The organism is Cellulomonas sp. H30R-01, assembly GCF_010119915.1.
Taxonomy (GTDB): domain Bacteria; phylum Actinomycetota; class Actinomycetes; order Actinomycetales; family Cellulomonadaceae; genus Cellulomonas; species Cellulomonas algicola.
Window position 1 is genome coordinate 3,795,030 of the sequence record NZ_CP048210.1, and the last position, 24,178, is coordinate 3,819,207.

At 73.1% G+C, this 24,178-nt stretch carries 18 protein-coding genes and 1 pseudogene; 10 read left to right on the forward strand and 9 right to left on the reverse strand.

Annotated elements, in window-relative coordinates; genetic code table 11:
- Positions 1-64 precede the first annotated feature (64 nt).
- Together GXP71_RS16955 and GXP71_RS16960 are read left to right on the forward strand one after the other, a co-directional pair.
- Positions 65-7,447 carry a DNRLRE domain-containing protein gene (locus GXP71_RS16955; protein WP_162353612.1) on the forward strand — a complete coding sequence of 2,461 codons (7,383 nt, stop codon included), beginning with the start codon at positions 65-67 and terminating at the stop codon, positions 7,445-7,447.
- A complete protein-coding gene (locus tag GXP71_RS16960) occupies positions 7,447-7,893 on the forward strand; it encodes a hypothetical protein (RefSeq protein WP_162353613.1) in 447 nt (148 codons plus the stop codon). Before GXP71_RS16955 ends, GXP71_RS16960 begins: the two co-directional genes overlap by 1 nt.
- A gap of 153 nt (positions 7,894-8,046) precedes the next feature.
- On the opposite strand, the gene GXP71_RS16965 is transcribed toward GXP71_RS16960, so the two are convergent.
- Positions 8,047-8,499: a DUF4913 domain-containing protein gene (locus tag GXP71_RS16965; protein WP_162353614.1), complete on the reverse strand. Its 453-nt coding sequence runs from the start codon at positions 8,497-8,499 to the stop codon at positions 8,047-8,049.
- Positions 8,496-9,645, reverse strand: a pseudogene (locus GXP71_RS20685) (type IV secretory system conjugative DNA transfer family protein); the annotation flags it as partial. The pseudogene GXP71_RS20685 and the gene GXP71_RS16965, both read right to left, overlap by 4 nt.
- A gap of 179 nt (positions 9,646-9,824) precedes the next feature.
- Between GXP71_RS20685 and GXP71_RS16975 the strand changes: the two are divergent.
- Both GXP71_RS16975 and GXP71_RS16980 read left to right on the forward strand, forming a co-directional pair.
- Positions 9,825-10,106: an isoamylase early set domain-containing protein gene (locus GXP71_RS16975; protein ID WP_162353615.1), complete on the forward strand. Its 282-nt coding sequence runs from the start codon at positions 9,825-9,827 to the stop codon at positions 10,104-10,106.
- 168 nt (positions 10,107-10,274) lie between these two features.
- On the forward strand, positions 10,275-10,754 hold the full coding sequence (locus GXP71_RS16980; RefSeq protein WP_124341464.1) for a nitroreductase/quinone reductase family protein: 480 nt from the start codon (positions 10,275-10,277) through the stop codon (positions 10,752-10,754).
- Positions 10,755-10,840: 86 nt separating this feature from the next.
- On the opposite strand, the gene GXP71_RS16985 is transcribed toward GXP71_RS16980, so the two are convergent.
- Positions 10,841-11,296, reverse strand: coding sequence for a hypothetical protein (locus tag GXP71_RS16985; RefSeq protein ID WP_162353616.1), 456 nt, complete (start codon positions 11,294-11,296; stop codon positions 10,841-10,843).
- A 529-nt stretch (positions 11,297-11,825) separates the two neighbouring features.
- Between GXP71_RS16985 and GXP71_RS16990 the strand changes: the two genes are divergently transcribed.
- Positions 11,826-15,680 carry a tetratricopeptide repeat protein gene (locus GXP71_RS16990; RefSeq protein WP_162353617.1) on the forward strand — a complete coding sequence of 1,285 codons (3,855 nt, stop codon included), beginning with the start codon at positions 11,826-11,828 and terminating at the stop codon, positions 15,678-15,680.
- A gap of 27 nt (positions 15,681-15,707) precedes the next feature.
- On the opposite strand, the gene GXP71_RS16995 is transcribed toward GXP71_RS16990, so the two are convergent.
- Positions 15,708-16,424 (reverse strand): TetR/AcrR family transcriptional regulator C-terminal domain-containing protein, encoded by a 717-nt coding sequence (locus tag GXP71_RS16995; RefSeq protein WP_162353618.1) that lies wholly within the window; start codon positions 16,422-16,424, stop codon positions 15,708-15,710.
- A gap of 101 nt (positions 16,425-16,525) precedes the next feature.
- On the opposite strand from GXP71_RS16995, the gene GXP71_RS17000 reads away from it, so the two are divergent.
- Complete coding sequence (locus tag GXP71_RS17000; protein ID WP_162353619.1) at positions 16,526-16,969, forward strand: DUF6326 family protein; 444 nt, start codon at positions 16,526-16,528, stop codon at positions 16,967-16,969.
- 11 nt (positions 16,970-16,980) lie between these two features.
- On the opposite strand, the gene GXP71_RS17005 is transcribed toward GXP71_RS17000, so the two are convergent.
- Entirely contained in the window at positions 16,981-17,334 is a 354-nt protein-coding gene (locus GXP71_RS17005) for a hypothetical protein (RefSeq protein ID WP_162353620.1), read from the reverse strand.
- 136 nt (positions 17,335-17,470) lie between these two features.
- Here GXP71_RS17005 and GXP71_RS17010 point away from each other — a divergent pair, with 136 nt between their 5' ends.
- Positions 17,471-17,932: a GyrI-like domain-containing protein gene (locus tag GXP71_RS17010; RefSeq protein ID WP_162353621.1), complete on the forward strand. Its 462-nt coding sequence runs from the start codon at positions 17,471-17,473 to the stop codon at positions 17,930-17,932.
- Positions 17,933-18,024: 92 nt separating this feature from the next.
- Here the strand turns inward: GXP71_RS17010 and GXP71_RS17015 are convergent, their stop codons facing one another.
- Entirely contained in the window at positions 18,025-18,861 is an 837-nt protein-coding gene (locus GXP71_RS17015; protein WP_162353622.1) for an aldo/keto reductase, read from the reverse strand.
- A 213-nt stretch (positions 18,862-19,074) separates the two neighbouring features.
- On the opposite strand from GXP71_RS17015, the gene GXP71_RS17020 reads away from it, so the two are divergent.
- The 3 genes from GXP71_RS17020 (at position 19,075) to GXP71_RS17030 (ending at position 20,913) form a co-directional block, all read left to right on the forward strand.
- Positions 19,075-19,653, forward strand: a complete 579-nt coding sequence (locus tag GXP71_RS17020; protein WP_162353623.1) for a dienelactone hydrolase family protein — start codon at positions 19,075-19,077, stop codon at positions 19,651-19,653.
- Between the two features lie 145 nt (positions 19,654-19,798).
- A complete protein-coding gene (locus GXP71_RS17025) occupies positions 19,799-20,263 on the forward strand; it encodes a hypothetical protein (RefSeq protein WP_162353624.1) in 465 nt (154 codons plus the stop codon).
- A 74-nt stretch (positions 20,264-20,337) separates the two neighbouring features.
- Positions 20,338-20,913, forward strand: coding sequence for a type 1 glutamine amidotransferase domain-containing protein (locus GXP71_RS17030; protein ID WP_162353625.1), 576 nt, complete (start codon positions 20,338-20,340; stop codon positions 20,911-20,913).
- Positions 20,914-21,096: 183 nt separating this feature from the next.
- Here GXP71_RS17030 and GXP71_RS17035 read toward each other — a convergent pair whose 3' ends face one another.
- From GXP71_RS17035 to GXP71_RS17045, 3 genes are all read right to left on the reverse strand, one after another.
- A complete protein-coding gene (locus tag GXP71_RS17035) occupies positions 21,097-21,933 on the reverse strand; it encodes a tryptophan-rich sensory protein (protein WP_162353626.1) in 837 nt (278 codons plus the stop codon).
- Between the two features lie 114 nt (positions 21,934-22,047).
- Positions 22,048-23,031, reverse strand: a complete 984-nt coding sequence (locus GXP71_RS17040; protein ID WP_162353627.1) for a hypothetical protein — start codon at positions 23,029-23,031, stop codon at positions 22,048-22,050.
- Positions 23,032-23,185: 154 nt separating this feature from the next.
- Positions 23,186-24,133, reverse strand: coding sequence for a YafY family protein (locus tag GXP71_RS17045; protein WP_162353628.1), 948 nt, complete (start codon positions 24,131-24,133; stop codon positions 23,186-23,188).
- Positions 24,134-24,178 lie beyond the last annotated feature (45 nt).

The window sequence follows — 24,178 nt, forward strand, 5'->3', positions numbered from 1 at the left end:
GACTGAAGTCAGTGTGGTGAGCACGGACAGTCGCTAGGTTCCCCCTGCCTCGTCGCACGATCGGGTGACGGTCGACGGCGACCGTGCGGGTCGGCCGGGTACCGGCCGCTGGCGGGGCGAGGTCTCGTTGGGCGTTCTGCATCGTTCGTTCGGGGTCCCTTCCCGGTGGCGGCTGTTCGTGCCGGTGTCAGCGATGCTGTGCGCGGTCGGAGTGGCAGCATCCGGCGTCCCGGCTGCTGCTGAGCCGCGGGCGGACGTGTCAGCGGTCGGCCAAGCGTCGACCGACGTCGCCGCAGAGGCATCGACCGAGCCGTTGACGGCGCCGGATGTGGCCTCGGCTCGGACGATTGCGCGGCTGGAAGGCCGTCCGGTCGAGGTGCTGGGCGAGCGCACGGAGTTCGGGTCGGTCTTCGTCCTGCCGGACGGGACGATGGCGACCGGTCAGGGTTCGGGGCCGGTGTGGGTGCGTCAGGGCGGCGACGGCACGGCCGCCGAGGACTGGGCTCCGGTCGACCTGTCCCTGTCGGTCGGCGAGGACGGCCTGGTGCGACCGGCCGCGCACACCGGTGATCTGACCTTCGCTGGTGCGTCGGCCGCGGTGGACGGAACGGTCGACTTGGTGTCGGCGACCGATCCGCAGACCGGCATCACCACGCGCGTGGGCTGGGATGGCGCCCTTCCCGAACCCACGATCGAGGGTCGTCGCGCCGTCTACGCCGATGTGCGTCCGGGCGTCGATCTGGTGCTTGAGGCGACGGCGACGGGCTTCGAGCAGTTCTTCGTGCTGGACGAGCGCCCGCCGGCGGGCGAGGCGCCCGACTTCCCGATGACCGTCACGACCGACGGTGCGGAGCTCGCGACGCAGCCCGACGGTGGACTCGCGATCGTGGACGCCGGGACGGTGCTCGCGAATGCGCCGGCGCCGCTGATGTGGGATGCGGAGTCCGATCAGGGGCGCGCCTATCCGGTGACGGAGACCCGCCCAGCGGAGGACGTGGACGCGCCGCGTCTGTCGCCGATGCCGGCGTGGGTGCTCAGCGACGACCACGGGGAGTCGGCCACGGACGCCGAGGCGCTCGAGCGGGCGGAGCCCACGGCCGAGTCTCGAGCTGCTGATGCCGTGGTGGGTGACGGTGCCGTGGACCTGTCGGCGGGCAGCGTCGAGGTGGCACGCGAGGTCGAGCACACCGCACCGAACGTGGCCGAGGTCAGCCTGACGCCTCAGGAGGAGTTCCTGCAGGACCCGTCGACGACGTATCCCGTCGTCGTCGACCCGGACATCAACTTCGCGTGGGGCTTCGACACCTACGTCCTGTCCGGTTATTCCGACCCTCGGTCGGGGCGCACCGATCTGCAGATCGGCACCTATGACGGCGGCGCGCACGTGGCGCGCTCCTATCTGCACTTCCCGGTCGCCCCGCTGGCGGGCAAAAGCATCATCTCGGCGCGCCTGGAGCTGGCGAACTGGCACTCGTGGTCGTGCCAGGCCCGCAATTGGCAGGTGTGGAACGTCTATCCCGCCAACACCGCAACGACCTGGGCGAACCAGCCGGGCTGGGCGACCCACTACGCGACGAGCGCGGACACGCACGGGAACTCCGCCGCTTGTCCGGCGGACTGGTCGAACGCCAGCATCACGAGCTTCGCGCAGCTGTGGGCCAGCACGAACGAGACCGAGGGACACGTCGGCCTGCGCGCCGAGAACGAGTCCGACAACTACGGGTGGAAGAAGTTCTACTCCGCCGACAACGGCGCCTACGTCCCGACGATCTGGGTCACGTACGCCAACTCCGCACCGACCGCGCCCGACAGCCTGCGGATCTCCGGGTCGCCGGACGCCACCTTCAACGGTTCGTGGACCTCGACGAAGACCCCGCGCCTGTCGGCGGTCCTGCGCGACCCCGACGGTGAACTGGTCGACGGCAACTTCTACATCTACGACGCGGATCACGGCAACGCTCTGGTCCTGGCCAAGGCGTCGGGTTTCGTCCCCAGCGGTAGCGCCGCGACGTACGACGTCCCGGCCGGGTACCTGAAGGAAGCCACGACCTACTTCTTCCAGGTCCGCGGCAGCGACTGGAAGATCGAAGGCCCCCCGTCTGCCGGCTTCTGGTTCCATGTCGACACGATCGCGCCGGGCACCCCGACGGTCACCTCGACCGCGTTCCCCAACTCCACCGAGTGGAAGGGCAAGCCGGGCGACGCGGCGGAGTTCACCATCGCGATGCCTGCGGTGGACTACTCGCTGGTCGGATACCGGTGGGGGCTGGACAAGGCACCTGACCCGGCCCAGCAGGTCGCCGCCACTCCCGGCACCGCTCCGACGTTGACGGTTACGCCGAAGGACGCCGGACGTCACGTCCTGCAGGTCCAGACCGTCGACCGGGCCGGCAACGTCTCCGGCGTCGTGAAGTACGTCTTCCGGGTCGGCGAAGCCGGCATCGTCTCGCCGGACGACGCCACCCGCGTCGTGCGTCAGGTCCGCCTCGCCGTGGAGGGCAAGCCCGAGCTGCAGTACGTCAGCTTCCAGTGGCGCAACGGCCCCGACGCCACGGCGATCAAGGACATTCCGAAGGAGAACCTGCGCACGGCGTCCGGTGTGGAGTGGCCTTCGCCTTGGCAGCCCTTGCCGACCGGCGCGACACCGACCACGACATGGGACGTCGCCGCCGAACTCGGCTATCGCGGCGGGCCGGCGCAGGTGCGCGCCATGCTCTCGACCTCTGCCAACGGGTCGAACCCCACGCCGACGCAGTGGATCACCGTGATCGTGGATCCCGACGCCGACGGCGCCGCCAGCACGACCATCGGCCCCGGGTCGGTGAACCTGCTCACCGGTGACCACACACTGTCGGTGACGGACGCAGAGGAGTTCGGCCTGTCACTGGTACGCACCAACTCCTCGCGTGACATCGACAGCGGCTACCAGCTCCAGGCCAACGGGCTGACCAAGGAGCAGCAGGAAGCCAGCACCCTGACCGGGAACTCCGGCACCGCGATCCTCACCATCGACACCGGCCGGTTCCACTCCGGCACGACCTCCTACAAGGTCACCCCGCCCGGCGGTAACACCGACTCCTACACCGGCGTCGGCGGGAACTTGGGCACTGGTCTGCGTGCCGGTCTGCGCCCAGGACGCACCTACCGGATCAGCGCGTGGATCTACGTCCCCGAGAGCACCGGGCTCAGCCCCAACCACCCCGACCGCGGCCTGAAGATCGTCGCGTTCAGCAAGACCGCCACCAGCGGGTACACCGAGCAGCGCAGCGCGGCCGCGACCGTGGCCGGCGCATGGCAGCAGCTCACGATGGACTACACCGTCCCTGACGGTGCGGTCGAAGCGTTCGTCCGGCTCTACAACGGGTTCTCCGACCAGAGCAAGGTCGTCTACTACGACGACGTGTTCGTCCAGGAGCTGTGGTCCCCGTTCGGTCCCGAGTGGTCGATGGGCACCGTCGACGGCGCCTCGGGATCGGCGTACACGCGGATCTCCAAGCCGTACGACGACGTCGCGGCCGTCGAGGTCACCGGCGGGGGCGACATCTGGTTCACCGAAGGCGCGACCGGCACCTGGTGGCCGCAGCCCGGCGCTGAAGCCCTCTCGCTCACCCAAACCTCCGCCACGTCCTGGAAGCTGACCGAGCTCGACGGGACCGTCACGCTGTTCTCCCGGCCCGGCACCACGGGCGACTTCCTCGTGCAGTCCTCCACGCCCCCCGGTGCACCGGGTGCGGCACGGCCGGTCTATGACGTTGGCTCGGTGCCAGGTGTGTCCCGACTGTCCCGCCTCATCGCGCCGATCGAGCCTGGCGTCGACGGGTGGTTCGACGGTAAGGAAGGCAACCTCCAAGCGTGCACCTCGCCCACTCCCGTCCGCGGCTGCGAGGTCATGGAGCTGGACTACGCCACCACCACCACCGCCGTCGGTTCCGCCGTCGGCAGCTACACCGGTCGTGTGTCGACCGTGTCGGTGTGGACGTGGAACGGCACCGCGATGGTCAAGGTCCCCGTGGCGTCCTACGCCTACAACGCCAAGGGACAGCTGCTCCAGGTGCACGACCCGCGCATCGTTGCTGCCGGCGGCCAGGCGCAGGTCACCGTCTACGAGTACGACAGCGACGGCCGCCTGTGGAAGGTCCGAGCGGGCGGCGAGCAGCACCCCTACATCTACGGCTACGGGCCGGGCGGGAAGACCAAGACCGGCAACGGCGACTGGATCGACCCCGCCCCGGGCCGCCTGCTCACCGTCACCCACGCCTACCTGGAGCCCGGCACCCAGAACACCGTCGGGCCCGACAGCAGCACCACCACCGTCAAGTACGCAGTGCCTCTCACGGTGACCGCAGGCGGCCCCTACAACCTGGACCCGACGGCGATCGCAGCCTGGGCGCAGTACGACGGTCCGACCGACGCCACCGCGGTCTTCGACCCGCTGACGACGTTCGCGCCAGGTCAGACCCCGACGTCCGCGGAGTACCGCAAGGCGACGGTGTCCTACCTCAACGCCTCGGGCCTCGAGGTGAACAGCGCAGCTCCCGCCGCGAAGGACGGCCCCGCGGAAGGGTTCATCGACACCGCCGAGTACGACGCCCGCGGCAACGTCGTGCGCACCCTGGACGCCACCAACCGGCTGCTCGCCCTGCGCAAGCTCCCCGGAGCCAACGAGGCGCTGATGGCATGGGGCCTGGACTACATGACTGATTCGAGGGATCTCGCCCAGGCGCTCGACTCGCGCACCACCTACAGCGAAGACGGCCTCGACGTCATCTCCACCCTCGGGCCCGTGCAGCGCCTGGCCGTCGCCAACGACCTGGGTGACGTGCGGCCGCTGCGTGCACGTACCCGCAATGCCTACGACCAGGGCAGCCCGGGCGGTGTCTTCCACCTCCTGACCACCACCACGACCGACGGGGTCGACCTGACGACCGGGCAGGCGTTCGACCCGATCGTCACCACCAACGCCTACACCCCCATCGACGGGGCGCCCGCTACCGGTCCCACCTCGGGGTGGGTGCACAAGCAGCCCAGCGCGGTCACTGTCGACGCAGGGCAGCCGACCGCGTTGACGTCCACCGTCGTCTACGACGCCCGTGGACGCGCGATCCGCTCATCCAAGCCGGGCTCGAACGGGTCCGACGCCGGCACCACGGTGGCCGTCTTCTACACCGCCGGTGCCAACCCCGACGACGTCGACTGCGGAAACCGTCCGGAGTGGGCAGGCCAGCCGTGCGTGACCCGCGCCGGCGGCCCCGTCACCGGACACGACCCCGCCCGCATGTCGACCGAGCTGCCGGTCAAGCGGGTTACCGGGTACAACCAGTTCGGCTCGCCGACCACCGTGAGCGAGACAGTCGGGAGCGGCGCCGCCAAGGTCGAGCGCACCTCGACCACGGCCTACGACCCCGCCGACCGTGTCAAGAGCGTCACCCTCACCGCGACCGGGCCGGGTGCCGGGCAGGCGCTGCCGACCACGTCCACCGACTACGACCCGGTCACCGGGGACGTCACCGCGAACTGGTACACGGACGCCGGCGGCAACAGGGTCTCCGTCACCAAGCAGTACGACGCCCTAGGCCGGCTCACGAAGTACACCGACGCCACCGGCGCATGGACCACCACCACCTACGACCGGCTCGGGCAGCCGTACACCGTCACGGACTACGCCCAGGACGGATCGACCGTCGGCTCACGCACCTACCGCTACGACCGGTCCATCGAACCGCGCGGGTTCGTCACGCTCATTGACGACTCCGTCGCTGGCCAGATCGTCCCGACCTGGGGACCGGACGGCCAGCTCGAGTCCCAGACCATGCCCGGCGGTGTCAAGCTCACCATCGGGTACGACACCGCCCGGGTACCCACGTCGCGCACGTACACCCGCGCCTCGGACGGCGTGGTGATCGCTGCGGACTCGGTGGTGGAGAACCACCGCGGGCAGTGGATCAGCCACACCACGACCGACGTCGGTGTGCAGACCTATGCCTACGACCGGCTCGGGCGCCTGACCGACACGACCCAGACCAGCGGCGGCATGTGCACGGCCCGCAAGTACGGGTTCGACAACCACACCAACCGCACCTCGCTCACCACCGCCACCGGCACCACCGGCGCGCCGTGCCCCACCACCAGCGGCATCCCGGCGACCGTCACCTCGACCTACGACAGCGCCGACCGCCTCGTGTCCACCACCGGCACCACCGGCGACAAGTGGACCTACGACCGGCTCGGGCGGATCACCGCGATGCCCACCGCGGACGGCTCGAAGGTCGCCAGCACCGGGTACTTCGTCAACGACCTGGTCGCCAGCCAGGAGGTGCCCGGCGTCGAACGCACGACGTGGACGCTGGACCCCCTGCAGCGGTTCAGCGGCCAGAACACCTTCGCGTGGGTGAACAACGCCTGGGCGAACTCGACCGAGTCCGTTAACCACTACGACGGCGACGGCGACGAGCCCTCCTGGATCGCCGAGGACATCACTCAGCCCGACAAGATCTCCCGGTACATCGAAGGGGCCGACGGCAACGTCGCAGTCCAGACAGGCAAAACCGGCGACAAGGTCCTACAGCTGGTCGACCTGCACGGCGACATCACCGCCACCCTCGACATCCCCGACGGGCAAACCGCGGCAAGCACCACCACGCTGCGGCGCACGGTCTTCGACGAGTTCGGCGTGCCCCAGCCCATGACGTCGGGGTCGACCTCGAACGCTCCCCCGGCCCGGTACGGGTGGCTCGGCGCCGCGCAGCGCTCCGCCGACACGCCTACCGGGGTGATCTTGATGGGCGTGCGGCTGTACGCACCCGCCCTCGGCCGCTTCCTGCAGGTCGACCCCGTCGCCGGCGGATCAGTCAACGCCTACGACTACTGCAACGCCGACCCCGTCAACTGCACCGACCTCGGAGGCACGTTCGCCTGGAAGGGCCTCCTCAAGGCTGTCGCGGTCGTCGCAGACATCTCTTCGAGCTTTATCCCGGGTCCCGTCGGGGCCGCTGTAGGGGGCCTCGCGGCTGGTGCCTACCTCCTGACCGGTGACCGCGAGGCTGCCAAGATGGCCGCAATCGGCGCCGCTGCGACTCTCGTCGGCCTCGGGGTCGTGGCCGGAGGAGTGAAGGCTGCACGACTGGTGCGCCAGGGGCAGGTTGTAGCGCGCGCTCTTCCAAAGATTCAACGGGCGGCCGCCGTGGTATCCACGCGCGTCAAAACCGCCGCACAGGAGGTGGCCCACTCTGCGCGCTCCGTCGCATCGATCCATGCGCCGTTCAAGAGTCCTGCCACCATCGGCGTGCGATACGTTAGTTCAAAATTTGGAAGCCTTCGCTATCTCAAACTCGATAAGGCTGACGACATTCGGCCATATGTTCATTGGGTCCGAGGAAAGATCCAGCAAAAGAGTGGGCGCCATATAGCGCTTCAGCATTATCGATGGTGGGGGAAGAAGGTTCACTGATGGGGGCGTACATTGTCCACCCTTCACTGCCGGCGTTTGCGGCCCTGATGGGGCCCAATGGTCTCGTGGCACCACTGAGCGAATCCACTTTGGATACACGCTGGGTGAGCCTAGACGAGGAAGCGCAGGTTGAGCGGTTACGCGCAGTATGGGCCTCGCTGCTGCGGTGGGCGGTAGGCCAGGGCGCCGATCGCGCCATTCTTCGCGTTACCTTAGGCGATGCACGCGCGCGTGAGTGGTTGAATTCAATCGGCGTCAAGTCAGATGGGAGACTTGGCCCATTAGAGCCGGCGCTTCTGGCCGACACGCTGCTCGACGCTTTTCCGCTTTCGCTCGAAAGTGAACTCTTCAACGGCACAACAAAAGTTGCCGAAGTGTACGGTTCGTGGGACGGCATGATTGCGTACACGCGGCCTGGAGAGGGCCCACCGAAGCTCGGCGACTGATCGCCCCCAACAGCCCGAATCGATCGCAGTTCGTGCGCTGCCCTTGCGCTCGACCGGCGGGCTCGTCAATCCCAGCATGCGGGCCGACGCCAGCCGGGGCGAAGCCCGGCGCAACAGTCAACGCATGCTCCGCAGCTAAGCCTGCCAAGAGGGTCACCGGTCGTCAGTGAAGAGGCCTTGCGGCGGGGGGATGTACGGCAGTGGCTCGCCTCGCTTGCAGGTGTTCATGGCGCCGTCGATGGCGTCGGCGAACGGGCCGTCGGGGTCCATGAGGATGGTCATGTGGTGGTCGGCATGGTCGCGCCACCACACGCTCATGCCCAGGCTCGCATCGAGGCGCAGGTGCTCCCACGCCCGCCACAGGGCCTCGAGGCGGATGAGCGCTTCGTCGTAGCGCCACCACTCCCCTGCCCAGACCCGGTGGCGGCCGTCGATGCGGCGGCGGTAGACGTGGCGGAGGTACTCGCGCACGAACTCGTCCACCGAGCCGTAGTACAGGCTGGCCCTGGTCGGCGAGGCGCTGTCGACGCGCGCGACTACGTCGTCGACGTCGATCGGTTCGGCCTCGATGCCGTCTTGCTCGTCGTCGGTGCCCCAGTCCGTCATGGTGCTTCCCTGGTCTCACCTGCCGCGACGGTCTCGAGCTCGGCCTGTGCCTCGTCGATGGTGAGCGCGGCCTGCGGGTCGTGCGCGGCGATCGACGCGCGCACGGCGGCTGCGTGCGGGCCGGTCATCCAGGGCTGCGTGCGGATCAGGGTCGGGCGTGAGCCGGACGCGAGGACGACGGCGCGGCCTTTGGGTATGGCGGCGAGGTCAGCGACGTCGAGGATGCGTTCGCGGTGCAGCTGTTGGGAAACGGTGCGATGTCCGCGACCGCTCGAGGTCGAGGAGGCCAGGCGGTCGTAGTCGCCGATCATGCGTGAGAGGTCGTCGAGGAAGTGTGCGTCGCTGACGCCACCGCCGTAGACCTTGACGTTCGCGGCGGACCACAGCTTCTTCATGCCGTGCTCGCCCCATACCTCGACGCCCTGCGACCAGGACTGCAGGATCGTCATGAGGACGATGCCCCGCGAGCCGTAGTGGCTGTAGAGGTTGGGCAGCTCGCGCCAGCGGCAGACGTTGGCGGCCTCGTCGAGGACGCCGAGCAGCGGCGTGGTGAGCCGCCCGCCGGGTGAGCGTGCGGCGAGCTCCTCGGCGGCCTCGACGACGGCCACGGTGAGCGCGGTGACGAGGGGCTCGGCGGTGCCGCGGCCTTCCTTGGACAGCGAGTGGAGGGCGGCGCCGTGGCCGCGCACGAACTCGTGTGGGTCGGACCGCGGGCGCCGGTCGGCCTGCCCTTGCGGGGTGACCCAGGCGGCGACCTGCTGGTTCGTCCGCCACGTGTAGACGATGGTGATCGGGCGCCGTCGAGCGCGGCCGCGAGCAGCAGGGCGGCGAGCAGGTCCTGGCCGGCTGCGTCGAAGTGGGCGGCGGTGCGCGCGCGGGGGTCGCGCGAGCTCGCGGCGAAGTGTTCAGCCAGGCGGGCGGCGCCGACCTCGTCAGTGACGTAGATCAGCGGGTGCACCAGCAGGTGGGTTCCTCGAGCGAGAGCGCCTGCGGTTCGAAAACCTACGCACCGGTCCGTGCTGCGCCCGCACGTCACGGATGGCCTCGACGACGTCACGCTTGTTCGGGATCACCAGTACCGAGCCGGTCGCGTGAGGATCGCCGGCACGGCGCGGCTGTGGCCTTGCCGGTGCGAGGTCCCCAGATGTCGAGGTGAAGCCCTGAAGGCCTCGCCGCAGCGCCGGCGACCGGGTGAAGCCGGCCTCGCGGACGCTTGTCGTCGCGACGTCACCTGGTGCTAACCCGGCAGCGGTGCTCCGCGAAACATGGGCGCGCCACGATGCGCGCGTCAGGGTCGCCCGTCCGAGGGAAAGAGTGGTCCGCCCGTGCTCAAGAAGTCCCGTTCCGCCGCGTCCGCCACCTGCACGCTCACGTTCGCGCTCCCGACGGCGACGCTCGACGGTCCGGTCAGCGTCGTCGGCTCGTTCAACGGCTGGACACCGGGGCTGCACCCGCTGAAGAAGCGGTCGAACGGCACGTCGAGCGCGTCCGTCAAGGTCCCGGTCGGCTCGACGGTGACGTTCCGGTACCTCGGCGAGCACGGTCGGTGGTTCGACGACGCGGACGTCGACCAGGTCACGTCCGAGGGCGGCGTCGTCCTCACCTGACCGCCCGGGCGGCCGAGCCGCCTGCCTGCCCACGCGCGCGCGTCCGCCTGGTGCGGGACCGCGCTACCGATCCGGACGCAACGGGTGTTCCCGGGCACCGGGCCGCGTCGGTAGCGTGCGACCTGCGGGCCGGCGCCGGACCGCGGACGCCCGGACCGGGGAGCGGCCATGGACGAGACGGCAGGTCAGGTCGACGAGGCGCGCAGCCCCCGGCTGCCGCCGCGGTGGTTCGTCCGCACCGCCTGGGTGGTGCACCGCGCGATGTACCGGGTGACCGGCGGTCGGCGCGGGCTCTGGCGTCCGCGCCCAGACCGGTGGGGGACGCTCGTGCTGCGCACGACGGGTCGGCGGACCGGGCAGGAGCGCGAGGCCATCGTCGCGTACATGGAGGACGGGCCGAACCTGGTCACGCTCGCGATGAACGGCTGGGCCGCGCCCGAGCCGGCGTGGTGGCTCAACCTGCAGGCGCACCCCGAGGCGACGGTCGTCCTGAAGGACGGGCCGCGGGCGGTGCGGGCGCGGGCGGCCGCGGGTGCCGAGCGCGAGCGGCTGTGGTCGGAGTACCGCAAGCTCGGCAAGGACCTCGACGGCTTCGCGACGCGCCGCCCGACCGAGACCGCGGTCGTGGTCCTGGAGCCGCGCGGCTGAGCGCCCCGGCGAGGGCGCCGTCGGCGCCGTCGGCTGTCAGCGGCTGCCGGGCGCGGTGGGTCGGTGCGCGCAGGCCGTCGCGGCCGTCAGCCGCAGTAGTCGCAGACGCCCGTGGCCGGGAGGGTCATCGAGCACGTCGGGCAGATCGGTGCGACCCGCTCGGGCGCAGCGCTGCTGGCCCGCGTCGTCGTGCGGGGCGTCGACGTGCGCGTCGTGGACCGGGGCGCGCGCGCCGGCCGGGCGGCGGCCACGGGGGCACGGGTCGCGACGGCGGGCTCGGTGACGTCGAACCCGCGCTTGCGCAGGACGGCGGTCGCGGCGTCGACGGCGACCTCGTCGGCGATCCCGAGGCGGCCCGTCGCGTACCGGTGGGCGACGCCGACGATCGCGCGCGGCTCGTAGACGCGCCCCTCGTGCAGCAGGGCGTAGCCGTCGTCGGGCGTGAACCCGTAGACGCCGAGGAAGTCGTCGCGACCGCGGGAGTCGTGCTCCCCGATCGCCTGGAGGATGTGCTGACGCGTCACGGCGGAGAACGTGGCCACGGTCCGAGCCTACGTCGCCCGGCGGGGTCCCCCGATCGCCGTAGCAGTCCCGGCCGGGGCGCGGGTGAAATCACGGGCGGACGATCCGGGACGGACCGGTCCCGACGCGCCGCTCCGTGCGCGTCGGGACGTCGGGTGCCCGCGGTCCGGATGTCCCGTCCTGTCGGAGTCGTCCTCCGGGGGCTTGACGCGCGCCGGGCCGCCATGGCGGGGTGCGGGCGGCGGGACCGCGTCGACGGCCGGGGTCCGCACCTGCGGCGATGTCCTCGCGGCAGCGCGCCGCCCACCCGCACACCGGGGCGTGACACGCGTGCGCAACGCTGTGACCAGCGACGACGCGCGCCACGGCCGTCTCCGGCACGACGTGTCGGGCGCCCGTCCAGAAGCGCGCGCCCTGGGCAACCGTCGCGCGGCTGTGGCGTGGCACACTCGGCCGACGCGGCGACGGGGCGATGGCCGCACCACCACCCCGACCGCCGTGACACGCGCACGTTGCCGCCTGCCACGGGTGGCGCGAAGGAGTCCGGGGATGGTCGACGTCGAGGTCGCCGCACAGCGTGACGAGCCGGTCACGCCGTCGGCCGAGCCTGCCCTCGACCAGGTCGCCACCGACGCGCCGGACGCCCCGCACGTCCCCCTCGCACGCGTCGTGCGGATCGAGTCCGACGACGGCAACGCGGTCGCCGCGGGCTACCTGATCACGCCGCGCCTCGTGCTCACCGCGCGCCGCGTGCTGGGCCGGAACCTGCCCGTCGCGCGCCTGCGCCCGCCGTCGGGCGGCGTGACACCCGAGTGGCTGAGCAAGCAGAACCTGCCGGTCCGGCTGCGCGTCCGCGCGCTCGGCGACGCGGGCGGCACGCGGCTGCGCTCGGCCGCGCTGATCTGGACGCACCCGCAGGCCGAGATCGCGCTGCTGCTGTGCACCGACGACGAGCCGCTCGTGCCGTCGTCGGACGGGTTCACGACCGCGTGGTCGGAGCCCGACGAGGCGACCGAGTGCCTCGTGGTCGGCTTCGCCGCGGGCCGCGCGGTGGCACCCGTCGCACCTGTCGCCCCGGACGCCGACGGCACCGACGGCACCGACGTCAACGGCGGCACCGGTGGTGCCGGCACCGCCGACGGCAGCTCGCTCGCGAGCGAGCTCGGCATCGTCGTCCGGCCCGGGGCCCGCGCCCGTGCGCGCGGCTGGTCGGTCGAGCTCGCGACCGCACCCCCCGGAGGCCCGCCGGGAGGCTCCTGGGCGGGGCACGCGGGCGGCGCGCTCGTGGCCGAGGACCTCCTGGTCGGGGTCCTGCTGAGCGACCCACGGCCCGACCAGCCCAACGCGCCCGCGCTCCAGGTCGTCCCGGCCCGCAAGTTCGCCGACCATGCCGACATCGCGGGCTGGGTCGCCGCCGACGCCGGCCCGGGCCGCTGGACGCAGTCGACCGCGACACCCGGACAGCTGCGCCGCCGCCGCGAGCAGGACGCGCGCGCCGACGTCAGCTGGCCCGTCTGCGTCGGGCACCCCCCGGCGCACGCGCCGGACCACCCCGTGCGCACCGAGCTCCCGGCCGCCCTGACCGACGAGGACGGCGGCCTCGCCGTCGGCACGACGACCCTGCTCGCCGGCCCGCCCGGGTACGGCGCGACGGCCGCCGCGGGCGCGCACGCGCACGCCATGTGGGACGCGGGCGCGGTCGACCTGCTGGTCTGGGTCCCCGGGTCGACGCGCGACGGGATCCTCACGACGTTCGCGGCGGCGGACCGCGTCGTGCACCCGACGACGTCGAGCGGTGCCGACGAGTCGGCGGCCGCGGCGTTCCTGGCGTGGCTGGTGTCGACGCGGCGGCGGTGGCTGGTGGTGCTCGACGGCGTCCCCGACCCGAGCCTGCTGACGGACCTGTGGCCGCGCGGCACGACCGGTCAGGTCGTCCTGACGAGCGAGAGCAACAACGTGCTGCCGCGCTCGGGCGGACGGGCCGTGGCGGTCGACCGGCTGTCGAGCGACGAGGCGGGCGCACTCGTCGCGACGGTCGCGCCCGACGCGTCCGCGGAGCACGTCGAGCGCCTCGTCGACGACCTGGGCCGCGTGCCGCTCGCGCTCACGCACGCCGTCGGCGACCTGCGCGTCGCGGGCGGCACGGTCGAGGACTACGTCGAGCGTCTCGCCGAGCGCCGCCGCGCGTTGCAGCTGCCCGACGACGGCGGCGCCGACGTCCCGGCGTCCGTGCTCGCCACGGGCACGCTCGCGGTCGACGACGCCGACGCGCTCGAGCCGTTCGGCGTCGCGCAGCTCGTCCTCGTGCTCGTGAGCGTCCTCGGCCCGACCTTCCCCGTCGAGCTGCTCGCGACGTCGTCGGCGGTCGCGGGCATCGACGACCTGGTCCGCCCGCGCACCTGGCGGCGGCGGTGGACGTCGTCGGCCGCGGCCGTGACCCCCGAGGAGCTGCACCAGGGCCTGCTGAACCTGTGCGCGGTCGGGCTCGCTGCGCTCGTCGACGGGTCGGCGGACGACGCGACGCTCGCGCACGTGCACCCGCTCGTCCAGCAGGTCGCGCGCGACCACCTCGACGAGGGCACGGTCGACACCGTGCTGCGGGCGGTCGCCGACGCGCTGCTCGAGGCGTGGCCCGCGGACGACGGCCTCGGTCACGCCGCGCTGACCGCGCACGTGTTCCGCCGGTGCGCGGCGACGGTCGCCGCGCTCGACGTCCGCGGCGTGCTGTGGGAGCCCGACGGGCACCCGGTGCTGTGGGAGGCGGGCACGAGCCTGACGCGCGCGGGCCTGACGCACGAGGCCGTCGCGTACTGGGAGCGGCTGGTCGACACCGCGGCGCGTCTGCTGCCCGAGGACCACGTCGACGTGCTCACCGCGCGGAACAACCTGGCGCTCGCGCACCGCGAGGTCGGCCGGCTCGACCGGACCATCCCGCTGCTCGTCGCGACGCTCGAGGACGCCGAGCGCGTCCTGGGGCCTGTGCACCGCGCGACGCTCACGAGCCGCAACAACCTCGCGATGGCGTACCGCGACGCGGGCATGACCGAGCGTGCGCTCGAGATGCTGCAGCGCAACCTGTCGGCGTCGCGCCGCGCGCTCGGAGGCGAGCACCCGGACACGCTCGCGAGCCGCACCAACCTCGCGCTCGCGTACCGCGACGCGGGCCTGCTCGACGAGGCGCTCCCGCTGCTGGCCCGCGGGCTCGAGGACGCCGAGCGGATCCTGGGCCCCGACCACCCCGACACGATCGCCGCGCGCCGCGACCTGGGCCTCACGCACCGGCTCGCGCACCGCTCGGACCGGGCGTACCCGCTGCTGGAGCGGGTGCTCGCGGACCGCCAGCGCCTGCTCGGCCGCGACCACCCGGACACGCTGACGAGCCGCAACGACATGGCGCCGTTCCACCGCGACGCGCGCCGCCTGGACCGGACCCTCCCTCTGCTGGAGGCGACGCTGCGGGACGCCGAGCGCGCGCTCGGCCCGGACCACCCCGTGACGCTGACCAGCCGCGGCAACCTCGCGCTCGCGTACCGCGACGCCCGACGTCCCGACCTCGCGCTGCCGCTGCTCGAGCGGATGCTCGCCGACGCGGAGCGCACGCACGGCTACCAGCACGCCGACACCCTCACGAGCCGCAGCGTCCTCGCGCTGGCGTACCACGACGCCGGCCGGCTGGACCGGGCGATCCCGCTGCTGGAGAGCACGCTCGCGGACCGTGAGCGCGTCCTGGGCCCGGACCACCCCGAGGCGCTGACGAGCGCGAACAACCTGGGCCTCGCCTACCGGGACGCGGGCCGGCTGCGTGACGCGGTGCGCGTGCTCGAACGCGTCATGGCGGACCGGCAGCGCGTGCTCGGCGCCGAGCACCCGGAGACGCTCGCGACGCGCGGCGACCTGGCGCTCGTGCACCACGACGCGGGACGCACCGACCACGCGCTCTCGCTGCTCGAGGCGACGCTCGCCGACCGCGCGCGCGTCCTCGGCCCGTTGCACCCCGCGACGCTCACCAGCCGCAACAACCTCGCCGTCGCCTACCGCGAGGCCGGCCGCGCCGAGGAGGCCGTCCCCCTCCTGGAGAAGACGTTCCGGGACCGGCAGCGCATGCTCGGCCCGGACCACGTCGACACCGCCGCGAGCCGGTTGCTGCTCATCGAGGTGTACCGCGAGGAGGACCGCCTCGACGACATCGTCGAGCTGCTCGAGCGCGCGTGCGTCGACGACGAGCGGATCCTCGGCCCCGACGACGCGCAGACGATCGCGAGCCGCGCGGCCCTGGCGGAGGCGTACCGGGAGGCGGGTCGCGTCGAGGACGCGCAGGCCGTCGAGTCCGGCAGGCCGGTCGGGGTGTGGATGCCGGGCCGCAAGCGCGCGGTGCGGCGGATCCCGCGCCGCCAGACCGGCTGACCCGGTCGCCGTGCTCGGTCCCCCGGCTCAGGCGCCGCTGCGGGCCAGGCGGTGCCGGTCGAGCCCGGCGAGGACGAGGTCGAGCGTGAACTCGAACTCGGCGCGGGTGTCGCACACCGACAGGGCGCCGTCGGTCTCGTGCACGACGGAGGCGGCCATGCGCGCGAGGTTCGGCAGGTCCTCGCCGACCGGGGTCTCGCCGGGGTCCGGTGCGAGCGTGTCGCCGTCGGGCTCGAACAGCTCGCGGGAGAAGCCGAGCAGCATGCTCCCGAGCGCGTGGATGGCGCGGTGCGCGAGGTCGTCGTCGAAGCCGGCCTCGGCGAGAGTCCCGACGAGCTGCTCGTAGACGGGCCACACGGACGGCGGTGACGTCGTCTGCGCCGCGACGAGGCCGGGTGCCCACGGGTGGCGGAGCATGACGTCGCGCGCGGCGAGGCAGCGGCTGCGGACCGCGACGTCCCACGCCGACGCGGTCACCGCGGCGGTGGCCTGCGCGACCTGCCGGAGCACCTCGTCGGCGAGCGCCGCGAGGAGCGCGTCCTTGCTCGGCACGTGGTGGTAGAGCGACATCGCCTCGCAGTGCAGGTCGGCGGCGACCCGCCGCATGGTGACGGCACCGAGGCCGTCGGCGTCGGCGATCGCGACGGCGGCGGCGACGACGCGCTCGCGGCTGAGGGCCTCGCGGCCCGCTGCGGCGGACGAGGTCGACGGTGGCGGCGGCGACGGGCGCGGCGACGACGGCATGGCAGAGCTCCCTTGTGACGCGTCGACCTTACGCTGTACGGTCGCCCTTACAACGTAAGTCTTACGCCGTAAGGCACTGTTGCCGACCGAGGAGGACTCCCGTGACCACGCTCTCCAGCCCAGCACCGACCACGTCCACCGTCACCGACCGGCGCGTTCCGCGCCGCACGGTGGTCGCGTCGCTGTGGCTCTTCGTCCTGCTCTGCTACCTGTACTGCGACGTGCTCACGCTCTTCCGGGCGGAGGACCTGCGGGCTGTGCTCTCGGGCGAGATCGGCGGCGTCGTCATGAGCGACGGGTTCCTTCTGGGGGCGTCGGTCCTCATGACGATCCCCATCGGGATGGTGCTCGTCTCGCGCGTCGCGCCCCATCGCGTCGCGCGCTGGGGGACCGTCGTCGCGGCGTCCGTCATGACGGTCGTGCAGGTGGGCTCGCTGTTCGTCGGCGAGACCGCGCTGCACTACGCCTACTTCTCCGCGATCGAGATCACGACGACCGTGGTGCTCGCCTGGTACGCCGCAGCCCGCTGGCGCGCCGACGACTGACGCGCGTCGCGTCAGGCCAGGACGTCGGCCACCGTGCGGGCGAGCAGGATCGTCACCGCGAGAGCCGGAGCCGGCGCCGCCATCGCGACGGTCGCGACGGACCGCCAGCGGGGACCGACACCGCGGTGCGCCTGCAGCAGGCCCACGGGCAGCGCCACGAGCGCGGGGACGCACGACCAGGTGAGCAGGATCGCGCCCGCCAGGTCCCCCCACGACGTCGGGTGCAGCCACCCGTCCACGAGGTACGCGACGGCCCCGATCACACCGACTGCGGCGACGGCCGCGAGCAGCAGCGCGGTCCAGCCGAGGACGCGCGCCCACGGGTAGGCGGCGCTCGGCGGGGCGACGACGACGGGCTCGGCCATGGGACTCCTCGCAGCGGCGGACGCCCGACGGGCGGGCGGGACCTCGAGCGCTCCGGAGGCTACCGTGCTCGCGACGCCCGGGTGCCCGGTTCGTGCGGGATGCTGGGGCGGGACCGCGAGCCTTCGAGGAGGACCCATGGACGTCGACGTCCGCCACCAGCCGACCCGGACCGTCGCCGTCGTGCGCCGCCACGTGCGCATGGACGAGCTCGCCGCGTTCTACGACACCGCGTACGGCGAGGTCGCGCGCACGGTCGGCGAGGCCGGTGCCCGCATCTCCGGGCCGGCGCTCGGCTGGTACCACGGCATGCCGACCGACACGGTCGACGTCGCCGCCGGATTCCCGGTCGAGGGGCTCGAGAACGGTCCGCTCGCCGGTCGGGTCGAGGTCGTCGAGCTCGCCGGCGGGCCCGCGCTCGTCGGGCTGCACGTCGGCTCGTACGACGACCTCGGTGCCGCGTGGGCGGAGGTCGAGGCGGCGCGTGCCGAGCACGGCCGCCCGGGTCGCGGCGACTTCTGGGAGGAGTACGTGACCGACCCGTCGCCGGACGGGGACCCCTCGCGCAACGAGACGCTCCTGGTGCTGCCGCTCGCCTGACCGACCGCGCGACGGTCGACGGGCGGGACCCGGCCGGCCCCGCCCGTCGTCGTCACGTCGTCGTGCTCAGGTCGTCCAGTCAGGACGTCCCGTCAGGTCGCCGGGACGTAGTCGAAGACGTCGGGGTCCGGACCGGTGCGCTCGTGGCGGTCGAGCGCGTCGATGTCGGCCATGTCGGTCGCCGACAGCTCGAAGTCGAACAGCGCGAAGTTCTCCTCCATCCGGCTGCGCGTCACCGACTTCGGGAAGACCACGTCACCGCGCTGCACGTGCCACCGCAGCGTCACCTGCGCGGGGGTGCGGCCCACCGACTCCGCGATCCGCAGCAGCACCGGGTCGTCGAGGACCTTGCCCTGCGCGATCGGCGACCATGCCTCGGTCACGATCCCGAGCTCCTGCCCTGCGGCGCGCGCCTCGTCGTTGCGCAGGTAGGGGTGGACCTCGATCTGGTTGACCGCGGGCGTCACCGTCGTCTCGTCGCGCAGCCGGTGCAGGTGAGCGGGCTGGAAGTTCGACACCCCGATCGCGCGGGCGCCGCCGTCGGCGTAGACCTGCTCGAGCGTGCGCCAGCGCGCGACGTAGTCCGCGACCGTCGGCAGCGGCCAGTGGATGAGGAGCAGGTCGACGTGGTCGGTGCCGAGCGCGTCGAGCGAGCGCTTGACCGCGTCGAGCGCGGCGTCGTGCTCGAGGAAGCCGTTGTTGAGCTTCGTCGTGACGAACACGTCGTCGCGCGACAGGCCGGACTCCGCGAGCGCCGCGCCGACGCCCGCCTCGTTGCCGTACATCTGCGCGGTGTCGATGTGCCGGTAGCCGACCTCGAACGCCTCGAGCACGACGCCCTTGGTGTCCTGCGGCGGGACCTGGAAGACGCCGAAGCCGAGCTGCGGGATCTCGACGCCGTTGTTGAGCGTGAGAGTGGGCACGGTCATGGGTGCTGCTCCTGTCGTGGGTGAGGGCCTGCGTCCATCACAACCCGTCGGGCCGCGCCGCGCACCCCGGCGCCGCGCCGTCGCGCCCGACCTGCGGCGCCAGGTCCGCACGGCGCTCGGCGCGCGCGGTGTCGGAGGGTGCTGACAGGCTCGAGCCCGGTCGCGTGCCGCGGCCGACGGTGGCCCGCGGGCCGATCACGGAGGGAGCACGACGTGGCCGAGGTGGTGCTGTTCCATCACGCGCAGGGGCTGACGCCGGGCGTGCAGACGCTCGCGGAGACGCTGCGCGCGGCCGGGCACACGGTGCACGTGCCCGACCTGTACGACGGGCGGACCTTCGACGACCTGGAGTCCGGCATCGGGTACGCCGAGCAGACGGGATTCCAGACGGTCGTCGACCGCGGCGTCGCGGCCGTGCGTGGGCTGCCCGACCGGCTCGTGGTCGTGGGGATCTCGCTCGGCGTCATGTCGGCGCAGACCGTCGCGCAGCAGCGGCCCGGGGTCGTCGGCGCGGTGCTCGTCGGGTCGTGCGTGCCGCCCGAGGCGCTCGGGTCGGCGTGGCCGGACCACGTGCCCGTGCAGGTGCACGGCATGGACGCGGACCCCGTCTTCGTCGGCGAGGGCGACGTCGAGGCGGCGCGCGAGCTCGTCGACGCGGTCCCCGACGGCGAGCTGTTCCTCTACCCGGGCGACCAGCACCTGTTCGTCGACGCGAGCCTGCCCGCGTACGACGAGGACGCCGCTGCGCTGCTCCGGGAGCGGGTCCTGGCGTTCCTCGACCGGGTCGGCTGACGCGGCACGGCCGCGCGGCTGGGCCGTCCGGGTGACGTCGCGCCCCCGACGGGTGAGGCGCCCGCGCCGACGGTCAACCGCAGCGTCAGGCCGTCGATCGGACGGGCAGGAGGTGCGGCGAGCGCCCGCACCGTGAGGGAGCGTCATGCTGACCGCCGTCGACTGCACGGGCGGCACCTGCACGCCGTCCCCGGCCTACATGGCGGGCTACGTCGGTGCGTACCTGCTGATGTACGGCGTCGTCACCGCGGTGTCGGTCTGGATCTGCGTGCGCATCGCGCGCAAGGCGGGGTACAGCCCCTGGCTCGGGGTCCTCGGGGTCCTTCCCGTCGTGAGCCTCGTCGCGCTCCTCGTCTTCGCCTTCAGGGAGTGGCCGGTCGAGGCGGAGGTGCGCGCCCTGCGCGGACGCCTGCTCACCGCGCAGGCGGCTGCCGGCTCGAGCGACCCCCGCGGCCGCCTCGTCGCCCCGCCCCTGGGGGGTGGGTTCGGTGACCCGAGGTTCTCCTCCGCGCCGACCGTCCCGCTCTACACCGGGCCGTCGACACCCGCCCCCGCGCCGCCCGCCGATGCGTGGCAGCCGCCGCAGCCCCCGCCGCCCCAGCGGTGGTGACGCGCGCCGGGCGTGCCTACGGTGACCGGGCGCGCTGAAGACGACGGCGCCCCCGCCACCGCGAGGAGGCAGACGTGTCCGAGAGCACCCTCACCGGTCGCCGGGTCCTGGCGATCGTCACGAACTACGGCGTCGAGCAGGACGAGCTCGTCGTGCCCGTCGACCACCTGAGCGACCAGGGCGTCGACGTCACCGTCGCCGCGCAGTCGAGCGACCCCGTGCAGACGCTGGTCGGCGACAAGGACCCGGGCCGCACCGTGACCCCCGACACGACGTTCGCGGACGTCGACGCCGGTGACTACGACCTGCTGCTCGTGCCCGGCGGCACGATCAACGCCGACACCCTGCGGCTCGACGAGCAGGCCGTGGGCCTGGTGCGGGCGTTCGCCGCGTCGGGCCGGCCGATCGCCGCGATCTGCCACGGTCCGTGGGCGCTCGTCGAGGCGGGCGTGCTGGGCGGCGTGACGCTCACGTCGTACCCGTCGCTGCGCACGGACGTCCGCAACGCGGGCGGCGAGTGGCGCGACCAGGAGGTCGTGACGGACGACGCGGGCGGTTTCCCGCTCGTCACGTCGCGCAACCCCGACGACCTGCCCGCGTTCCTGCCGGCGGTCGACAAGGTCCTGGCGGCGCAGGTCGCGCGCAGCTGACCGCGACGCGGGGTCGGCGCGATGCCGGCCCCGCGTCGGCGTGCGGTGCGTCGGGCGTCGCCGTCGGGTGCGTCACGCGTCCGCGCGGGGTGTGCCCCGGGAGTCAGCGGGTCGGGCGCCAGCGACCGAGCATCGCGCGTCGGCTGACCGAGCGCCGGGCGGTAGCGGGTGGAGCGTCGGGTGTCAGCGGGCGGAACGGCGGGCGAGGAGCGTCGTGACGACGGGTGCGGCGATCGCGACGACGGACGCGACCGCGGCGGCGGCCGCGACGACCGCGTCCCGCGGTGCGCCGGAGGTGCGGCCGACCGCGATCCACGCGAGCCCCCACGCCATCGCGAGCCCGATGGCGACGGCGAGCACCGGCCGGGTGCGGGCGAAGACGGCGTACGCGACCGCGAGCGCGGCGGCGAGGGTCAGGACGACGACGGACCACGCCGTGGCACCCAGACCGAGGCCGCCGACGTCGAGCACGACGAGCGTCGCCGCGATGTTCGCGAGCGTCGCGACGCTGACCCAGCCGAGGTAGAGCCCGATCGTGCCGTCGGTGACGACGGCCTGCGCCGCGCTGTCGGGGGCGGTGCGGACCAGGCGGACGAGCAGGACCGCGAGGACCGCGAGCAGCGTCGCGATGACCACGACGGACCCCACGACCCAGCCCTGCTGGACGACGCCGATCCACAGGGCGTTGAGCACCATCGACGCGAGCACCCACCAGCCGGTCGCCCGCAGGCGTGGGGTCGCCGCGTGGCGCGGGAAGGCCTGGTAGACGGCGTACGCGAGCAGCCCGAGGTAGATGACGGACCAGATCCGGAACGCCGGGGTGTCGGGCGCGAGGGGTGTGGCGTCGGCGGACAGCGCGCCGCCCGCCGCGTCCTCGACCTGCTGCCCCCCGAACGCACCGGACCCGAGGGCTGCGCCGGCCATCGCGAGGAGCGCGCCGACGACGACCACGACCTGGCGGACGCGGTCGGACGACGTCGGGGCGAGCGGTGCGGACCGGGGCACGGTGACGGAGGACATGCCCCCACCCTGCCGACCCGGGGACGGTCCGGCATCCGCTGGCCGTGCGCACCGGCCGGGGGCCGGCGTCCCGGGGCGCCGTGGACGGCGGGTTCCCGGGACGCCGGCAGCGGGTCAGCTCCGGTCGATCAGGTCGCGCCAGGCCTCGTAGTGCTGCACGGCGATCCCGCGGAACCAGGTCTGGCCGGCCAGGGCGACCGCGACCTCGTGCGCCTCGCGCTCGAGCGCCTGCGCGCCGTCGTCGTAGAACGTGAACTCGGCGCCACCGGCGACGGCCGGGGTGTCGGTCTCGAGGCCGATCGTGTACGGGATCGCGGCGGCCTCGGCCGCGGCGACCGCGGGAGCCGACTTCGCGAGGATGCCCGTCTCGCCCTCGGCGTGGTCGATGAACGTCACGATGCCGACGCGGTCGACGCGCTCGAGCACGTCGTCGAAGAGCGTCCCGGTGCCGTCGGGGCTCGCGACCGTCGTGAGCCACCAGGGCGCGTCGACGGCGAGGTCGACGCCCGCGGGCATCGCGGCGCGCACGACGTCGAGCATGTGCAGCCACTGCGCGCTCGCGGCCTGCGTGTCGGCCTGCCACGCGGGCAGGGTCCACGGCTCGACGTCGAGCTGCACGTGCGTGACCGGGCGGTCGTGGGTCGCGGCGGTCATCCACTGCACGGCGAGCGCGGGGTTGTCGAGCCAGGGCGCGTCGCCGCCGAGCACGCCCGCGTCGATGCCCGCGGCGTCGAGCGCGACGAGCGTGTCGGTCATCCAGGCGGCGACGGGACCCTCGTCGGACGCCCACGGCGCGGAGACGTGGATCGTCTCGAGCCCGTGCTCCTGCGCGAACGCGACGACGCCGCCCGGCGTGGCGAACGCGTAGCCGGTGCCGCGACCGTCCTGCGCGGGGTCGACGGAGTTGTCCCAGAGCCACATCGCGGTGATCGCGGACACGGACGTCACCTCCTCGACGTCAGCCTGCCCGGTCGTGGTCGTGGGTGCCTCGCCGGTGCTGTCGGCGGCGGACGCGACGGCGGGGGCGAGGACGCCGAGGATCGCGGAGGTCGCGACGACGGCGCCGGCGGTCAGGGTGCGGCGGGTGAGGGCTCTCATGGTGGTCCCATCGGTTTCGGGCGCGCGGATGTGCGCGGAAGAAAGGGGTGTCTGACTAGTGTCACTCATCCGGGTGACATGCGGCAGTCCTTGGGCCCTGGTCATGGACGTACGTCCAGTTCACCGCGCCGCCAGATCGCCGGACCGGCGACGCTCAGCCGGCCGCGTCGAGCAGGCGTCGCCCCAGCGCGCGCGTCGTCTCCCGCAGCTCGGGGCAGCCGATCACCCGATAGGGCGCGGGCGTCCGGACGAGCTGCTCGGCGTACCACCAGGGGTTGCTCGTGCTCCCCACCAGACGCGTCGTCCGCTCGTCGACCGCCGTGAGCCGGCCGAGCGCGGGGGACACCCAGTGTGCGACGTCGTCGAGCGGTGCGTCGATCTCGACCTCCGTCGCGTACTCCCACCCCGTCGCGAGGTTCTCCTCGAGCAGCGCGACCGGGTCCAGGTCCGCGGGCGGCGTGAACACCTCGTCCAGCACGGTCGCGGCGCGCACGCGGTCGACGCGGTACGCGCGCACCTCGTCGCGGGCCGTCCGGCACAGCAGGTACCAGCGGCTGTGCCGCACGACGACGGACCACGGCTCGACGTCGGCGTCCCACTCGGTGCCGTTGCCCGACCGGTACGTGAGGCGGATCCGTCGGTGCTCGGCGCAGCCCTGCACGAGGACCGCGGTCGTCGTCGGGTCGGGGCGCGCGGCAGACCTGTCCGGCGCAGGAGCGGTGGTCCGGCGCACGACCTCCGCCTGCGCGGCGACGCCCGCCGGCAGCGCGCGCACGAGCTTGCCGAGCGCCGCGCCGACGGGGCCCGCCGGGTCGCCCGCCTCGTGGTGGCCGTCGAGCGCCGCCATGACGAGTGCGAGGGCCTCCGCCGCGCTGAACGTCACGGGCGGGAGGCGGACCCCGCGCCCGAGGCGGTAGCCCCCGTACCGGCCGCGCGTCGACTCGACCGGGATCTCCGCCTCGCGCAGCACGCCGACGTACCGGCGGGCGGCACGCTCGGTCACGCCGAGCTCACCGGCGAGCCCCTCCGCCGTGATGCCGGGGCGGCCCTGGATGAGCTCGAGGGTGCGCAGCGCGCGTGCCGTCGGGCTCGCGTCAGGCATCGGATTCTCCAACCGGAAGCAGAACGTCCGGTATCGACCCTAGCG

Excerpts from the sequence above, each read along its gene's own strand:
- GXP71_RS16960 (WP_162353613.1), top strand. The coding sequence starts at position 7,447 with ATGGGGGCGTACATTGTCCACCCTTCACTGCCGGCGTTTGCGGCCCTG.
- GXP71_RS16965 (WP_162353614.1), bottom strand. The coding sequence starts at position 8,499 with ATGACGGACTGGGGCACCGACGACGAGCAAGACGGCATCGAGGCCGAA.
- GXP71_RS16980 (WP_124341464.1), top strand. The coding sequence starts at position 10,275 with ATGGACGAGACGGCAGGTCAGGTCGACGAGGCGCGCAGCCCCCGGCTG.
- GXP71_RS16990 (WP_162353617.1), top strand. The coding sequence starts at position 11,826 with ATGGTCGACGTCGAGGTCGCCGCACAGCGTGACGAGCCGGTCACGCCG.
- GXP71_RS16995 (WP_162353618.1), bottom strand. The coding sequence starts at position 16,424 with ATGCCGTCGTCGCCGCGCCCGTCGCCGCCGCCACCGTCGACCTCGTCC.
- GXP71_RS17005 (WP_162353620.1), bottom strand. The coding sequence starts at position 17,334 with ATGGCCGAGCCCGTCGTCGTCGCCCCGCCGAGCGCCGCCTACCCGTGG.
- GXP71_RS17010 (WP_162353621.1), top strand. The coding sequence starts at position 17,471 with ATGGACGTCGACGTCCGCCACCAGCCGACCCGGACCGTCGCCGTCGTG.
- GXP71_RS17015 (WP_162353622.1), bottom strand. The coding sequence starts at position 18,861 with ATGACCGTGCCCACTCTCACGCTCAACAACGGCGTCGAGATCCCGCAG.
- GXP71_RS17025 (WP_162353624.1), top strand. The coding sequence starts at position 19,799 with ATGCTGACCGCCGTCGACTGCACGGGCGGCACCTGCACGCCGTCCCCG.
- GXP71_RS17035 (WP_162353626.1), bottom strand. The coding sequence starts at position 21,933 with ATGTCCTCCGTCACCGTGCCCCGGTCCGCACCGCTCGCCCCGACGTCG.
- GXP71_RS17040 (WP_162353627.1), bottom strand. The coding sequence starts at position 23,031 with ATGAGAGCCCTCACCCGCCGCACCCTGACCGCCGGCGCCGTCGTCGCG.
- GXP71_RS17045 (WP_162353628.1), bottom strand. The coding sequence starts at position 24,133 with ATGCCTGACGCGAGCCCGACGGCACGCGCGCTGCGCACCCTCGAGCTC.